Genomic DNA, 15,745 nt, shown 5'->3' with positions numbered 1-15,745 from the left:
TGATGATCTTCGATAGGCACCCGGAATTTCGGGAAAGAAATAATCGACATTTTTGGGCAAGAGGTTATTACTGCGAAACGGTAGGAAATGTTAATGAAGCTACAATAAAAAAATATATAGAAGATCAAACTAAAGCAGATCGTGCGGAAGGATAATGAGAACCACTTTTAAGTGGTAACCAGTAACATCAGAATGGTTTGCTAGACCGCCTTTAGGCGGAATCACAACACTTGCCCCGGAAGGGGTTAACTCAAACCACCAGCAGGGCTGGTGGTACTGACTTTGGCGGAAAAATTCGGCGTTGGTAGAAGTACTATCCGGGAAGCTGCAAAAAGTCTTGTGAGCAAAGGGATTTTGGAAGTAAAAAGAGGCGCCGGAACATTTATAAAAAGCACGGAAATGGTTGTTAACGATCCATTGGGGTTATCTCAGTTTGAGGATAAATACAGACTTGCAATGGAACTGTTTGATGTCAGGATTCTGCTGGAGCCGGAGGTTGCGGCTGTGGCCTGTAAAAATGCTACCGAAGAAGATAAGGAGCGGATTAAGAATCTGTGTGATGAAGTAGAACGATTGTATATGGAAGGGAAGAACCATATAAAAAAGGATATGGAATTTCACGAAGCAATCGCAAAATGCAGTGGCAATCAGGTTGTTGAAGTTCTGATTCCGGTTATTCTTACCGCTGTCACAACTTTTGCAAATCTGACAAACAGAAAATTGCAGAAAGAAACAATAGAGACGCATAGAGAAATTACAGATGCGATCATGAGGGGAGATAGTATGGGTGCAAAATGTGCAATGATAATGCATCTTACCTATAATCGTCAGAAACTGCTTGAAATATCAAAGAACAAGTAGAAAGATGTCAGACAAGTAGAAATACAAATAATTGCAGAAATTGAACAATATGCACTAAAAGCTAGTCTTGCCACAGCGGTTTGACTAGCTTTTTTGTACATAATGTAAAAAATAGATGTAGATTCGAAACAACTTGTTGAGTAAAAACAGAGTAGATATACTGTTATCAGATACGAAAGACGTCAGATGTATTTATTCGGGAATGTAACAGGATGTAATTATTTGGAGGATTAAAAATGAATGAAGCAGTTATGCTGGATCCTGCTCGCTTGGTAATAGCGGCATTAGTCGGATTGGCGCTTTTGTTGATTCTTATTATTAAATTTAAAATTCACGCAATGCTTTCGATACTTATCGGAGCCATAACAATTGGAATTGTGGCGGGTATGCCGCTAACAAACATTGTTTCAGCTGTAAATGATGGAATCAGTAATACTTTAAAAGGTATTGCGTTACTGGTAGGACTTGGTTCTATGTTTGGAGCTATACTTGAAGCTTCCGGCGGAGCACAGGCACTGGCTGTAACCATGGTTAAAAAGTTTGGAGATGAGAAAGCCGCTTGGGCGCTTGGATTAACAGGTCTTGTTATAGCAATGCCGGTATTTTTTGACGCAGGACTTATCATTTTGATTCCGTTAGCTTTCTCATTGGCAAAACGAACAAAGCGTTCAACTTTGTTTTATGCAATCCCTCTTTTAGCCGGTTTTGCAGTAGGACATGCATTTATTCCACCAACACCGGGACCGGTGCTTGTGGCTACAATGCTTGGCGTTGATCTTGGATGGGTTATCCTGATCGGTATTGCGAGCGGAACAGTTGCTATGATAGTAGCCGGACCGGTTTGGGGATCTATCTGTGGAAAGAAGTATATGATCCCTGTACCTGAGCATGTAGCAAATCAGGAAGATTTTGATGAAGCAAAGCTTCCAAAATTTGGTACCATCGTACTTATAGTTCTTATACCATTAGTTCTTATCATTCTTAAATCACTTGCAGGAGTAATTCCTGCAATGGCTCCTATCGCTCCCGCATTAACATTTTTGGGAGAGCCATTTGTAGCACTTCTTATTTCAACAATCGTAGCAATGTTTATCCTTGGAAAAAAGCAGGGATATAGCCTGGAAGAATTAGAGAAGATAATGACAAAATCTCTTGAACCAACCGGATTAATCCTTTTAGTCACTGCCTGTGGTGGTGTTCTCAGATACATACTTCAGTATTCAGGACTTGGTGATCTAATCGGTAATGCTGTTGCATCAGTGGATATGCCTATAGTAGTTGTTGCGTTTATCGTCGCTGCACTTGTAAGAATATGTGTCGGCTCTGCAACGGTTGCCATGACTATGGCGGCAGGAATCATTGCTGCTATGCCGGGAATTGCTGAATTATCACCGCTTTATCTTGCATGTACTGTTGCTGCAGTTGCAGGCGGTTCAACAGTATGTTCACATTTTAATGATTCGGGATTCTGGCTGGTGAAATCGTTGGTCGGAGTAGATGAAAAGACAAATCTGAAGACATGGACTGTCATGGAGACACTTGTCGGCGTTACAGGATTTATAGTTGCATTTATTATTTCATGTTTTGTATAAAAATAGATTCGGGAGATCAATATGCTTAGAAGTGAAGAAGTAAGAAAACTTGCCCCTGAGATGGATCCACTCAGAATGGGAATGGGATGGAAGGTCAGTGATTTATCTAAACCTCAGATCATGGTTGAAAGTTCATTTGGAGACAGCCATCCCGGATCAGCACATTTAAATATATTTGTGGATGAGGCAGTAAAGGCAGTAAATGAAAATGGCGGAAAAGCTGCAAGATATTTCACTACAGATATGTGTGACGGTATTGCACAAGGACATGATGGGATAAATTATTCTCTTGCACATCGTGAAGCCATGGTAAATCTTATTGAAGCACAGGCTAATGCTACTGTTTTTGACGGTGGTGTATTTATTGCCAGCTGTGATAAATCCATGCCTGCCATGTTAATGAGCATTGGTCGACTGAAAGACATGAGTGCGATAGTAGTAACCGGCGGAGTAATGGAGTCTCATGTACTGCCTGAAAAATATGTAGTTGATGATCCTGCCTGCAAGATAAATAAGCTCCTGACACTTGAACAGATAGGAAAGTTCGATGCATGGGAGAAGACAGGTGTCATATCAAACGAGCAGCTGGATTACTATAAACAGCATGCGTGCCCAAGCTGTGGAGCCTGTTCGTTTATGGGAACTGCTTCAACAATGCAGGTCATGGCAGAAGCACTCGGTCTTATGCTTCCGGGAACTGCATTAATGCCATCTACGGCTCCGGAGTTAAAGGAAGCTGCCTATAATGCAGGAAAGCAGATGATGTATCTGATATCTAAAGGAATAAGGGCATCAGATATAGTAACGAAAGAGAGCTTTGAAAATGCTATCATGGTACATGCTGCAATTTCAGGTTCCACAAATGCGACTATGCATATTCCGGCTATAGCGCATGAATTTGGATTCGAGATCGATGCAGAAACATTCGACCGTTTACATAGGGGAGCTCATTATTTATTAAATATTCGTCCATCCGGTGACTGGCCGGCACAGTATTTCTATTATGCCGGCGGAGTTCCACGTGTGATGGAGGAAATAAAGAGTATGCTTCATCTCGACGTAATGACTGTTACAGGAAAAACTCTTGGGGAAAATTTGGAAGAGCTTAAGAAGAATGGTTTTTATGAACACTGCGATGAAATACTTCGTGAGAAAACCAGATTCTTTAAACGAAAAATCGACAGAGAAGAAATCATACATTCCTTTGATAATGCAAAAGGAACAGACGGAAGCATCGCCGTCCTGAAGGGAAATCTTGCCCCTGAAGGATGCGTTATCAAGCATACCGCATGTCCAAAGAATATGTTAAAAGCAGTTCTTACGGCAAAACCTTATGATAGTGAGGAAGAATGCATTGATGCTGTGCTTCATGGTGAAGTGAAGCCCGGTGATGCAATTTTTATTAGATATGAAGGTCCCAGAGGCAGCGGAATGCCGGAGATGTTCTATACAGGAGAAGCTATCTGTGCAGATCCTAAGCTTGCATCAAGTGTTGCGCTAATTACAGACGGAAGATTTTCAGGTGCGTCAAGAGGACCTGTTATAGGACATGTATCTCCGGAAGCTGCTGTAGGCGGTCCGATCGCATTTGTTGAAGAGGGTGACCTTATAGAGCTTGATGTAGAGAACAGAAACATATCCATCATCGGCATTCGCGGGGAAAAGAAAACTCCGGAAGAAGTTGATGCTGTCTTAGCTGAAAGAAAGACCAAATGGAAAGGATTTGAGGGTAAATATAATAAAGGCCTTTTAAAACTTTTTGCACAACATGCGGTAAGTTCGATGAAGGGTGCTTATTTGGAATAGTCAGAAAGGCTGAGTTATATGAACACAATAATTGAAAAATTAGAAAAAATGCTTGTTGTACCTGTGGTGGTGCTTGATGATGCAAAAGATGCTGAAAAACTGGCAGATGCATTAGTGGAAGGCGGTATTTCCTGTGCTGAGGTTACCTTCAGAACAGATGCGGCAGAAGAGTCTATCCGTATCATGACAGATAAGCATAAAGAAATGCTGGTCGGAGCAGGAACAGTTATTACAACTGATCAGGTAGATAAAGCAGTTGCTGCAGGTGCAAAGTTTATTGTAAGCCCGGGGTTTGATCCGGAAATCGTAGACTACTGTATTGATAAAAATATACCTGTTTTACCGGGAATCGTGACACCTTCAGAGGCAGCACAGGCTGTAAAGAGAGGTTTGAAGGTTGTTAAATTCTTTCCGGCTGAGCAGTTCGGAGGATTACAGACCATCAAAGCGTTAGCAGCTCCATATACCATGCTTAGATTTATGCCTACAGGCGGAGTGGGCATGAATAATCTTAATGATTATCTTAGTTGTGACAAGGTTATCTGCTGTGGAGGAAGCTGGATGGTTAAGGGCGATCTTATCAAATCTGGTGAATTTGATAAAATCACCAGATTGACTAAGGAGGCCGTGGAATTGGCAAAAAGCATCCGGGAATAATCAAAATGACGGGATCAGAAGGACCATAAGGAGATAATTAATGGAACATAGATTTATCACAATGGGCGAAATAATGCTTCGTCTCACCCCGCCAAATTATGAAGAGATCAGGATGACACAGACATTTGAAGCAAGTTATGGTGGAGCGGAAGCAAATATAGCATTAGCTCTTGCAAATCTTGGTATAGATGCCACTTTTTTTACGATAGTACCTAATAATAGTGTTGGGAAAAGCGCGATTAGAATGCTTCGTTCTAATGATGTTCATTGTGAATCGGTCATTTTCTCTACGCCTGAAGAAACCCCGACACACAAATTGGGAAGTTATTATCTTGAAAACGGATATGGTATCCGTCCAAGCAAGGTGATATATGACAGAAAACATAGCGCAATTACTGAGTATGATTTTACAAAGGTGGATATGAAATCTTTACTATCCGGATATACCTGGCTGCACCTAAGCGGAATCACACCGGCTCTTGCATCAAACTGCAGGGAGTTTATAATGTCTGCTCTAAAGATGGCAAAAGAGCTTGGGATAACCGTGAGCTTTGATGGGAACTTCAGAAGCACATTATGGTCATGGGAAGAGGCAAGAGATTTTTGCACACAATGCTTGCCTTACATAAATGTGCTAATAGGTATTGAACCTTATCATTTGTATAAAGATCCTGAAGATCCTCAAAGGGGAGATATAAAGGATGGCGTCCCGCTCCATTTGAGTTATGAACAGGAGGATGAGATATTTTCACGGTTCGCAGCTCAATATCCAAATATAAAATGTATAGCACGTCATGTTCGATATGCTCACAACGGAAGCGAAAACAGTTTAAAGGCATACTTATGGCATGATGGTAAAACATATGAGAGCAAAATGTTCACATTCAATATATTGGATAGAGTAGGTGGAGGAGATGCTTTTGCTTCAGGCCTGATTTACGCAATGATGAATGATTATGATCCGATGGATACAGTAAATTTTGCAGTAGCCAGTAGTGCGATAAAGCATACCATTAGGGGAGATGCAAATATTACGGATGACGTTGATTCAATTAAAAATGTGATGAATATGAGCTTCGATATAAAAAGGTAGGAAACTACTATAACTGATCAGACTCTTCAGGAGTGATTGAGTATTTATACTCATGATTACTCTTTAAGGGTCTTTTTAGTATAATCAAAGAGACTAAGTACAAGTGATAAAATGCACTATTTAAGAAGGGGTCTGCTATGCACGAAAACGTAATATTCTGTTATTCGGGAACAGGGAACTGTTTAAACCTTGCAAAGAATATAGCAAAGGGAATCGGTGGTGCGGATATCATAATGATGCGTTCAAAGCCGAAGGTTTCAGATGTTTCTGAAGCCAAAAAGATAGGGTTTGTTTTTCCTTGCTATGGTGGCGGAGCCCCGGAAGATGTGTTGAAATATGTTAAGGCTGTAAAAGTGAATCCTGATGCTTATACGTTCGGGATATGCCAGCCGGCAGTATATAAGGGGACCGGTCTGTCAGAATTAAACAATATAATACCACTTAGATATTGGAGCGTAGTAACGCACCATTGTAGCTGTGTTTGGCTGTTTCCGCATAATGTCATGGTTCCATTACTAAATAAAGAAAAAGCACAGGAAAGAAGCGAAGGCAGGGCAGCTCAAATTGCTAAGGATATCATGAATGAGAAAACATCCAAGAGACCATTCAGAAATCCTCTAAACGTTATTGAAAACAAAATCTGGCCTGTTATTGCAAATATAAAGATCAAGGCATTTTCTGTAAGTGATAAATGTATTAAATGCGGGCAGTGCGTAAAACTGTGTCCTAGGCAGAATATAACGATGGAAAATGGAAAGCCCAGATTCGGAACTAACTGTGCCCAGTGTCTGGGATGTCTTCAATATTGTCCGAAGAATGCAATTTCCATTGGCAGGATAACAGACAGACGAGAGCATTATCATAATCCAAAGGTAAAGGCAGAAGATCTTATGGAAGATATCATACATGTAGATATTTGATAGGTGTTTTCTTGCCCAATTCGGCTCATTAAAAATGGGATGCCTTTTATATTAGGAGGATGGAATGTCTATAATCACAAAAATACTCTCAACAATGGTAGCACTTGAGTTTTTCTATATTCTTTATCTAGAGACCTTTGCAACAGCATCTGATACAACATCAAGAGTTTTCGGTATGTCAAAAGAAGAGCTAAAAAGACCTTCAGTTAATGTCTTATTTAAAAATCAGGGAGTATACAACGGGTTAATTACTGTACTCATCCTTGCAGCTGTATTTATTCATAACAGTAAGATAGCAGTAATATATTTGATGGGGTACATCATTCTTGTCGCTGCTTATGGCAGTTTGACCAGTAATCCTAAAATAATACTTAAGCAGGGTGGGCTTGCAATAATTACATTGATCTCCTGTCTTGTACTATAAGAAACATCCGGTGATATGTAGAATGAATCCACACATCATCGGCTGTTCTTTATTAATTAAGATTTCGTTTTTTTGCTTCTAAATATTCGTTTAAATCTTTATTCAGGACATTGGTTATAAACATATGCCCAGGGGCATGTGTGATTACCAGTGGCAGTTTTGCATTTTCAATTGCTGCCTGAGGAGTAACACCGCATGCCCAGAATACAGGAATCTCACCTTCTTTGAAAGGAACAGCATCACCATATTCAGGATGCATGATGTCCTTGATTCCGATTGCTTCCGGTTCACCGATCTGGATTGGCCCTCCATGAACGTTTGGATAAGCATCAGTAATACGTTTAGCAGTCTCAGCATCATCCGGAGTCATAGGACGCATGCTGACAACCATCGGGCCATTGAAAACTCCGGCTGGTTCACACTGGATATTTGTTTTGTACATTGGAACATTGCAACCGAGTGATATATGACGAACCTCAACACCGTTTTTTATAAGGGCTTCCTCGAAAGAAAAACTACATCCGATCAAAAATGCTACAGAATCTTCTTTCCAGTATGAAGTAACATCCGTGACGGTATCTATCAGTTCACCATTTTTCCAGATACGATATTTCGGTACATCACTGGTAATAATGGCACCTTCACCCATATCATGAACATCAGGAGTTCCTTCCACGACCTCAAGTATAGGACAAGGCTTCGGATTCTTAGATGCAAATATCTTAAAGTCGTCAGCATACTGTTTGGGAAGAATAACGAGATTAGCCTGAGCATAACCTGCGCACATACCCGCAGTTGGAAAATCTATGGTTCCTTCACGAATCAGTTTCCAGGCTTCTTCCGGTCTTGTGTTAGTAAAATCATTTGCATTCATAAAACGTCCTCCTCATCTTAGTTATAGTATTATAATTTCATTATAGGAATAGACAGTCAAAATACAACGAATCTGTTCCGAATTTAATATTCTATTTTATTATGCTATTAAGAAACTATTGATATGGGAGAGAACATAAAGGACAAGAATGAAAAAGAATTAAGCAAGTTCCTGAGTCTTATTTACTGTATTCCCTTAATCCGTAGTAATAGTATTTTCTAATACGTTCTTTTAATGATTCCGGCTCCAGCACTAGGGCATCCCGGCCAAATCGCTTGAAGTACTCTTCCAGCTGCAGCTCAGGCCAGTCGAAATGATACAGGTCACCTTCTATATTTGTAACAATCGGTCTGTTTTTTGTCACTACTTTGAACTTCTTAACTCCATATTCGGTCATTCTTACAACCGCATGTATGTTAGGTGATACTGAATGGGGACTCCTTACAGCTTTCTCCCGCAGTTCTTTTAAAATACCGTCATCAACAGGGAACTTGTCTGATGTTACAAAAACACTCCTTAACCTTGATACCCTGAATGTTCTCGGCTTTTGGATACTCCTGTCCATACACAGAAGGTAGTTGCACTGTTCCTCTTTTGATGGGGCTATGACATAGGGCTCAACAAAATAAGACTGTTCCTCTCCGGAGGTAGTGTTGGTGAATGACATTACCCGGTGTTCTTTAAGTGCTTTATTTATATCTTCATAGGTGTCTTTAAATATAATGGCTTCCCTTTCGCTTCTCGGAATCGACAGATAGGAATTGAACATGTCCTTGAAATACTGGGAAAGGGAGATATCCTTAAGCAGGTTGTTTTCTATGATCCTGATTATTCCATAAGAGGATCCACTGACAGTAAGGCTTAAGGCAATGTTTTTACTGCTATGTTTGTCATCGGGTTTCACATAGGTACTTATGATCTTTTCAGCGATAAACACTGCATTCTTGTCATCTATTGATGTCATACTCTTAAGGTCATTTGTGATGTTTATGAGGAGACGTTCACTGTCGAATCTATATTGATCGAAATAGTTTATTATCATCGTTTTAAGAAAGGCATTCAGATTTACCGAACCATCCTTTTTCTGGAATTCAAACAGTTCCGCATCATTTATGAGCCTTGCCCTGGTATCCTCGGAAAGATAGATTTTATATTTCTCAGTCATAATAACCTCTCTTATTTGGGGTTGTATAATATCTATATTATATCTAATAAACAACATATACCATATTAAAATGGGGCTGTAAATAATTATCAATCTGCATCTTTTTATCACCTATTTATTGGATTATGATTAAATCACAAACGAAAGACACATACAGCAATTTACAGGATAGCTAAGTGGTTAAGCACCGGAAGATTAATCCGGAGACCGTGGGTTCGACTCCCACTCCGGCCGAAAGGCGTACCGTGTCTTGTACAATTTTATAGAGATACTTACAGCAATTGATGAGTTTCTTTTACAGAAGATTATGATCGGTTAAAGATTATACCCAAAGGGAAAGGTATCTCGTTCAGTTTAAGATGCCAACAGCAAATTTTAAAATGACTTTAACTCATTGAAAACCGGTAACTGCCGGGGCATCTTGTTTTTAGTGAAAGGAACAGATATGAAAGCAATAGAGATAAAAGGAAAAGTCAATACAGCGCTCTGCTATGCGAAGGTTGTAGAAGACGAGGCAATAGAGCAGATAAAAAGAATGTGTGATTTTCCAATGACCGAAGGCTCAAAAATCAGGATTATGCCTGACGTACATTCAGGTAAAGGATGTACTATCGGTACCACAATGACAATAAAAGACAAAGCAGTACCAAATGTGGTCGGGGTAGACATTGGGTGCGGGATGTACACCGTTAACCTCGGGAAAAAGGATATCGACCTTGAGAAGTTTGATATGGCTGCTTTTTCAATACCTTCCGGAATGGACGTCTGGGAAGGAAGAATCGAGAGGTTTGATCTTACGGAACTAAGATGCTACAGGGAACTCAAGAATTCAAGGCGTCTTGAGAGATCCCTTGGGACTCTTGGCGGAGGAAACCATTTTATAGAGATCGACAGGGCAACAGACGGTACAAATTATCTTGTCATCCATTCCGGATCAAGGAATCTCGGCAAGCAGGTGGCTGAGATATATCAGACACTTGCTGTGGATCTCGACAAAGGGATAGGAGAGTATCTTGAAGCAAGAGAGGAGATCATAAGAACTTACAAGGAGCAGGGAAGACGCAAAGAGATTCAGAAGGCTCTTAAGGAACTATATGATAAGAAATATAATGAGGGGCCAATGACAATGCCTGAAGACCTCTGCTATCTTACAGGCAGATATCTCGACGATTATCTCCATGATGTTGAGATTTGCCAGCGTTTTGCAAAGAGAAACCGTGAAAAGATGGCGGAGATCCTTTTAGAGAAGACCGGACTATCATACGGTGAGGCATTCCATACCATCCATAACTATATAAATACTGATGAGATGATTTTAAGAAAAGGAGCAATTGCCGCACATAAGGGGGAGAAAGTCCTTATCCCAATTAATATGAGGGATGGTTCTGTTCTTGCCATAGGAAAAGGAAATCCCGAGTGGAATTATTCGGCACCGCATGGCGCCGGAAGGATAATGTCCAGAAGCAAGGCTAAGTACAATCTTTCAATGGATGAGTACAGAGAGTCCATGAAAGGTATTTATACTACTTCTGTTTGTGAGGCTACCCTTGACGAGGCACCGATGGCTTATAAATCTCTTGATGACATAATTGATGTGATAAAAGAGTCAGTTGATGTGATAGAGGTAATGAAACCGATTTATAATTTTAAGGCAGCAAATTAAGAATATCCAGGTCAAATCTATAGGGTGTGACCTGGATATTTTTTGTTTAAACAGTTGAGTCGATTTACGATTTTTGAAGAGACAGTGATTATCAAATTTGATATTTATCAGATTCAGAAAAGAGTATGTAGTAAAAACGTAGCTGTATCAGGTAACCAAGGATATTTTTTTAAATAATCCGTAAATTTACTAAAACAACCGTTTAAACACTCAACTTTTTAAAATAGGAAGCTCATGATACAACATATTGGCTGATCTCATTTGTACAAATACCCTTATCAAATGATAGTGGAGAATACATATCTCTAACTGTAAATTTCGGTTTAAATAGTGGAAATATGCGCATAATCAAAAAACGTAAGTAAATTATATTTGCGCATAGTCAAAAAAGTGATAAAATATGCGCATAATCAAAAAATGGATGACTTTAAAATGTGCGCATAGTCATAATGACATGATGGAAAACATAATTGTGGCTATCAAGGAGACTACCATGATATTAAAAAGAAAAATCTACAGCAAATTGTTGAAATGGAAAAATGAATGTCAAGGAACAAAAGCGGTAATGGTGGAGGGCGCCAGACGTATTGGTAAGTCTACGATTGTTGAAGAATTTGCCAAGCAGGAATATGAATCATATATCCTTATAGATTTTGCGAAAAAGGATAAGATTGTAGAAGAGTATTTTAATCAATATCTTAATAAGCTGGATGATTTATTCATGCTGCTTAGCACGTATTATGGTGTCAACCTTGTTCCCAGAAAATCTGTACTGATTTTTGATGAAGTACAGATGTTTCCGCAGGCCAGAGCAGCAATAAAGTATCTTGTTGCAGATGGAAGATACGATTATATAGAAACTGGATCGTTGATATCAATCAAGGAAAATGTAAAGGATATTGTAATTCCCTCAGAGGAGAGAAGTATTACAATGTATCCTCTTGATTTTGAGGAATTTGCATGGGCACTTGAAGAAGAACAACTAATAAACTATATAATGAGCTGTTTTGAAAAGAGAGAACCTTTAGAAAGAGGGATGCATAACAAGGCAATGATGCTTTTTAAGCAGTATATGCTAGTAGGTGGTATGCCAAAGCCGGTTATTCTTTACATCGAGAATGAGAAAAACTTCAATTTGGTGGATGTTGAAAAACGAGATATCTTGAAATTGTATCGTAATGATATCATGAAGATAAAAGCTCAGTATCGTAGTAAAGTTCTGGCAATATTTGATCAGATTCCCGGTTTGTTGTCACAACATGAGAAACGTGTGGTGTTCAAAGATATACAAGAAGGCAGTTATGCGGATCAATACAGCGATACATTCTTTTGGCTGTCTGATTCTATGATCTCAAACGAGTGCTTCTTGTGTAATGATCCGAATGTCGGACTTTCAATAAACGAGGAACGAACTTACGTAAAATGTTATATGGGTGATACTGGGCTTTTGCTCAGCCACGCTTTTGATGAGAATGAATTGCTGGAGAGTGAGGTGTATTCACAGATACTTAATGACAAACTTTCTGTTAATGAGGGAATGTTATATGAGAACGTAATAGCACAGATGCTAGTGGCGAACGGACACAAACTGTATTTTTATACTCATTACTCTACAGAAAAGCATCGTAATGATATAGAAATTGATTTCATTATTTCCAATAACAGTAAGTTGAAATATAAGATGTATCCTATAGAAGTTAAGTCGGGTAAAAAATATACTACAACTTCATTAAATAGGTTTAGTGAAAAATATAAATCAAGAATTGGGGATAGTTATATTATTCATCCGAGGAATTTGATTATAAAAGGTAATATAGTGTGCATACCGGCGTATATGACATTTTGTTTGTAACAAAGAATGAGATAATTCAGATCCTAACAGAACCGGGTGTATCGGGAAATGGTTTTTCTGTTCAGATAATATCAAAAGAAATAAGAGCTGGAGAGAATGAATTATGAGAGTGAATGAAAAAAGTGTAATAGACAGATTCATAGAGCTTGCATTGATCGACGGCGAATCATTTAACGAGAGACTGGTCGCTGATTATCTTATTACGGAGTTCCAAAAGCTGGGGGTACAGCTTTGTGAGGATGATACAGCTGCCAAAATCGGAGGTAAATGTGGGAATCTGTATGGCTTTGCAGAGGGCAGAGGAAAGTATGCAGATTCTGAGCCTGTCCTTTTCTGTGCACATATGGATACTGTTGCCCCGGGGAACAATAAGAAGATCATAATAAATGATGACGGAACAATCATAAGTGATCACACTACAGTTCTGGGGGCTGATGACAGGGTTGGCATAGCCGGAATTATCGAGGCATACACCGGTGTTTTGAAGGAAGGGCTGGATCATCCGCCTATAGAGTTTTTGTTTACTGTATCAGAAGAGGTTTACGGTCTTGGAAGTGCAGCTCTTGATTATTCAAGGATTCGCTCCAGGATAGCCTTTGCTCCCGACTGCAGCGGAGAATACGGAGTATATTCATCCTGTGAACCTACTCTTATTTCTTTTGAAGTGCATATAAAGGGTAAGGCTTCCCACGCTGGTTATGAGCCTGAAAAGGGAATAAATGCAATCGCAGTGGCTGCATCAGCAATCAGCAGGATAAAACAGGGATGGGCTGATGATCACACTACACTGAATATAGGAACTATTGAAGGGGGTAGCGTTACCAATGCTGTTCCGGAAAACTGTCTCATAAAAGGTGAGATAAGAAGTGGCGTCCATGAAGATGCATATAGGATAATGGATTTAGTAGAAAGCATTTTTTCAGAAGAAGCTAAAAGAGCAGGTGCCGAAATCTGTATAGATAAAAAAGAAAGAATCAGCGTATACAGGAAAGATCCGGGAGCAGCGGCAGGAAGTGCTTTAGACAGATATAAAAGAGCTTTGGAGAAGCAGGGAAGGATTGCCGCAGCAAAGAAATCCTTTGGAGGAAGTGATATAAATTCGCTGATAAAAAATGGGATAGATGGACTTAATATATACGGGCCCATGCATAATATACATACAACTGAAGAATACACGACTGTTCAGGAAATAGTCGATTTCACAGAACTGATAAAGATACTTATGACACAGACATGAGACATAGCGAGTTCCCAAAGGTGTTAAAGTGCCTAAATGTATGTCAGATTATATTATAAGTATCAGTATTGTTCTGTTTCATATAACTTGCCGAAAATGCTATACTTTCTCTATAAAATTAAAAGAGGAGAGCTTGTTATGAAAAAGAAATACATTATGATAGTTGCATCCTTTTTTGTCGCATCACTTTCTGCCTGTGTGGGCAATAACAGTATTCCAGTGCCTGAAGTAAATACTCGGGCAGAATCAACTGTTGCTGAGGAGAACACAGAAGTTCAGGAAGAGTCATACACAAAAGAAGCAGATGCTTTAGTCGGTCTTGCCAATCCATGGCAAGATGCCACATATGATGAGGCAATTAATACAGTCTCAAAACTGTTCAAGGCACCGGATGGTGCGGAAAATGTAAAATGGAGTATCTGTAAAACTGGAAATGATGAAAATGTCATTCCCGGATCAATGGTACAGATGACATTTGACCTTGACGGGATGAGTTTTACAGCAAGAGAGCAGGTTACAGGAGATAAGGCAGAAGACATTTCCGGTATGTACTATGATTGGACAACTACGGAAGATATCACACTTGCCAATTGGGGTGACGGAAGAATGGCTGCTAAATATCAGAGATATGTCGGTGACGAAGAATCTGTTGATGTATGCACATGGTATGATATCGAGTATGGTGCGTCCTATTCATTAATTACAAGTGCAAAAGATCTTGAAGGATTTGATCTTCAGGCTGTTGCTGAAGCAATCTATGATCCTTCAACTCAGCCCGGTGCAAATATGCCTGAGGATGAAACAATACTTGAAGAAAAGATCGATATCGATATAAGTGATTGCAAGGATTTTGATCAGGTTATCGATAAACTCGCAGCTGATATGGCATATGCTGAGATAAAGATTGGTGGTACAGATGTGCTGCTTGTGACACCCGGAACATTTAAAGGTGATGATAAAGGTACCAGAGCTGCTACTATAGCAGAGGTATACTGGATCGATAAAGATAATAATATAAAAGATGGTGGTCATGTCAGATCCGGAGGCACTGCGAATCCCATCACTGCCTCAGAAGATTACATTTATGCCAGCGGACATCATTATGTAAAGAGATATTCATTAAAGGATGATAGCCTTGTGATCGATCTGGAGGCTACAGAAAAGTTTGATGAGAAAGGTGATGTCACCTATTACCTCTATTCAGAACTCCGGGATGTCGACGCAGATGTTGATGGAAAAGTTAAAGACGATTCCGTACTCAATGATTTAAATAAAGAAATGTTGGAAGCAGATATTATCGGATTCACATTAAATGATTCGGTTGAAGCCACGACCCTTTAGGGTCGGTTTTAACTAACCTTGATTCTCTATATAATGCTCAATTGTTGCCTGTGAGACCTGCCCGATGCTACATGCAAAGTATCCGTCAGACCAAAGAGTTCTTTCTTTCCAATAATGATTAACGAGCCATTTTTCGTGATCATGCCATGTATTGTATGTACTACACTGTTTAAGTACTGATGCAACCCTTGATATTGAGTCTGTAGGATTATACTGTATCAGCATATGTATGTGATCCTTGTCGGATTCCATTTTCTTAA

Annotated in this window: 15 protein-coding genes; 12 read left to right on the top strand and 3 right to left on the bottom strand. The window is 39.5% G+C overall.

Features of this window, described 5'->3' with window-relative positions:
* From G625_RS0113305 to G625_RS0113270, 8 genes are all read left to right on the top strand, one after another.
* Positions 1-155 (top strand): transposase (locus G625_RS0113305; RefSeq protein ID WP_029201497.1); only part of this gene is annotated, 155 nt, incomplete at its 5' end.
* Between the two features lie 127 nt (positions 156-282).
* Entirely contained in the window at positions 283-861 is a 579-nt protein-coding gene (locus G625_RS19990) for a FadR/GntR family transcriptional regulator (protein ID WP_049895905.1), read from the top strand.
* A 236-nt stretch (positions 862-1,097) separates the two neighbouring features.
* A complete protein-coding gene (locus G625_RS0113295; RefSeq protein ID WP_029201496.1) occupies positions 1,098-2,453 on the top strand; it encodes a GntP family permease in 1,356 nt (451 codons plus the stop codon).
* A 21-nt stretch (positions 2,454-2,474) separates the two neighbouring features.
* Positions 2,475-4,259, top strand: coding sequence for a dihydroxy-acid dehydratase (ilvD, locus tag G625_RS0113290; protein WP_029201495.1), 1,785 nt, complete (start codon positions 2,475-2,477; stop codon positions 4,257-4,259).
* Positions 4,260-4,277: 18 nt separating this feature from the next.
* A complete protein-coding gene (locus tag G625_RS0113285; RefSeq protein WP_029201494.1) occupies positions 4,278-4,916 on the top strand; it encodes a bifunctional 4-hydroxy-2-oxoglutarate aldolase/2-dehydro-3-deoxy-phosphogluconate aldolase in 639 nt (212 codons plus the stop codon).
* A gap of 40 nt (positions 4,917-4,956) precedes the next feature.
* Positions 4,957-6,009 (top strand): sugar kinase, encoded by a 1,053-nt coding sequence (locus tag G625_RS0113280; RefSeq protein WP_029201493.1) that lies wholly within the window; start codon positions 4,957-4,959, stop codon positions 6,007-6,009.
* A 137-nt stretch (positions 6,010-6,146) separates the two neighbouring features.
* A complete protein-coding gene (locus G625_RS21500; protein ID WP_029201492.1) occupies positions 6,147-6,929 on the top strand; it encodes an EFR1 family ferrodoxin in 783 nt (260 codons plus the stop codon).
* 64 nt (positions 6,930-6,993) lie between these two features.
* Positions 6,994-7,353 (top strand): DUF1304 domain-containing protein, encoded by a 360-nt coding sequence (locus tag G625_RS0113270; protein ID WP_029201491.1) that lies wholly within the window; start codon positions 6,994-6,996, stop codon positions 7,351-7,353.
* Between the two features lie 52 nt (positions 7,354-7,405).
* On the opposite strand, the gene G625_RS0113265 is transcribed toward G625_RS0113270, so the two are convergent.
* Positions 7,406-8,227 carry a putative hydro-lyase gene (locus tag G625_RS0113265; protein WP_029201490.1) on the bottom strand — a complete coding sequence of 274 codons (822 nt, stop codon included), beginning with the start codon at positions 8,225-8,227 and terminating at the stop codon, positions 7,406-7,408.
* Between the two features lie 178 nt (positions 8,228-8,405).
* On the bottom strand, positions 8,406-9,392 hold the full coding sequence (locus G625_RS0113260) for a WYL domain-containing protein (RefSeq protein WP_029201489.1): 987 nt from the start codon (positions 9,390-9,392) through the stop codon (positions 8,406-8,408).
* Between the two features lie 445 nt (positions 9,393-9,837).
* Here G625_RS0113260 and G625_RS0113250 point away from each other — a divergent pair, with 445 nt between their 5' ends.
* The 4 genes from G625_RS0113250 (at position 9,838) to G625_RS0113230 (ending at position 15,485) form a co-directional block, all read left to right on the top strand.
* Complete coding sequence (locus G625_RS0113250) at positions 9,838-11,055, top strand: RNA-splicing ligase RtcB (protein ID WP_029201488.1); 1,218 nt, start codon at positions 9,838-9,840, stop codon at positions 11,053-11,055.
* A gap of 493 nt (positions 11,056-11,548) precedes the next feature.
* Positions 11,549-12,907: an ATP-binding protein gene (locus G625_RS0113245; protein WP_029201487.1), complete on the top strand. Its 1,359-nt coding sequence runs from the start codon at positions 11,549-11,551 to the stop codon at positions 12,905-12,907.
* 103 nt (positions 12,908-13,010) lie between these two features.
* Positions 13,011-14,144 carry a M20/M25/M40 family metallo-hydrolase gene (locus tag G625_RS0113235; RefSeq protein WP_029201486.1) on the top strand — a complete coding sequence of 378 codons (1,134 nt, stop codon included), beginning with the start codon at positions 13,011-13,013 and terminating at the stop codon, positions 14,142-14,144.
* Positions 14,145-14,282: 138 nt separating this feature from the next.
* A complete protein-coding gene (locus G625_RS0113230) occupies positions 14,283-15,485 on the top strand; it encodes a hypothetical protein (protein WP_029201485.1) in 1,203 nt (400 codons plus the stop codon).
* A 12-nt stretch (positions 15,486-15,497) separates the two neighbouring features.
* Here the strand turns inward: G625_RS0113230 and tnpA are convergent.
* Positions 15,498-15,745 (bottom strand): IS200/IS605 family transposase (gene tnpA / locus G625_RS0113225; RefSeq protein ID WP_029201484.1); only part of this gene is annotated, 248 nt, incomplete at its 5' end.

It is taken from the genome of Oribacterium sp. NK2B42, from assembly GCF_000424445.1.
Classification (GTDB): domain Bacteria; phylum Bacillota; class Clostridia; order Lachnospirales; family Lachnospiraceae; genus Oribacterium.
This window is presented reverse-complemented; position numbering and strand designations above follow the sequence as displayed.

What these genes read in the sequence shown, in the direction of transcription:
- G625_RS0113250 (WP_029201488.1), top strand. Translation starts at nt 9,838, where the DNA reads ATGAAAGCAATAGAGATAAAAGGAAAAGTCAATACAGCGCTCTGCTAT.
- G625_RS0113295 (WP_029201496.1), top strand. Translation starts at nt 1,098, where the DNA reads ATGAATGAAGCAGTTATGCTGGATCCTGCTCGCTTGGTAATAGCGGCA.
- ilvD (WP_029201495.1), top strand. Translation starts at nt 2,475, where the DNA reads ATGCTTAGAAGTGAAGAAGTAAGAAAACTTGCCCCTGAGATGGATCCA.
- G625_RS0113235 (WP_029201486.1), top strand. Translation starts at nt 13,011, where the DNA reads ATGAGAGTGAATGAAAAAAGTGTAATAGACAGATTCATAGAGCTTGCA.
- G625_RS0113230 (WP_029201485.1), top strand. Translation starts at nt 14,283, where the DNA reads ATGAAAAAGAAATACATTATGATAGTTGCATCCTTTTTTGTCGCATCA.
- G625_RS21500 (WP_029201492.1), top strand. Translation starts at nt 6,147, where the DNA reads ATGCACGAAAACGTAATATTCTGTTATTCGGGAACAGGGAACTGTTTA.
- G625_RS0113280 (WP_029201493.1), top strand. Translation starts at nt 4,957, where the DNA reads ATGGAACATAGATTTATCACAATGGGCGAAATAATGCTTCGTCTCACC.
- G625_RS0113260 (WP_029201489.1), bottom strand. Translation starts at nt 9,392, where the DNA reads ATGACTGAGAAATATAAAATCTATCTTTCCGAGGATACCAGGGCAAGG.
- G625_RS0113265 (WP_029201490.1), bottom strand. Translation starts at nt 8,227, where the DNA reads ATGAATGCAAATGATTTTACTAACACAAGACCGGAAGAAGCCTGGAAA.
- G625_RS0113270 (WP_029201491.1), top strand. Translation starts at nt 6,994, where the DNA reads ATGTCTATAATCACAAAAATACTCTCAACAATGGTAGCACTTGAGTTT.
- G625_RS0113285 (WP_029201494.1), top strand. Translation starts at nt 4,278, where the DNA reads ATGAACACAATAATTGAAAAATTAGAAAAAATGCTTGTTGTACCTGTG.
- G625_RS0113245 (WP_029201487.1), top strand. Translation starts at nt 11,549, where the DNA reads ATGATATTAAAAAGAAAAATCTACAGCAAATTGTTGAAATGGAAAAAT.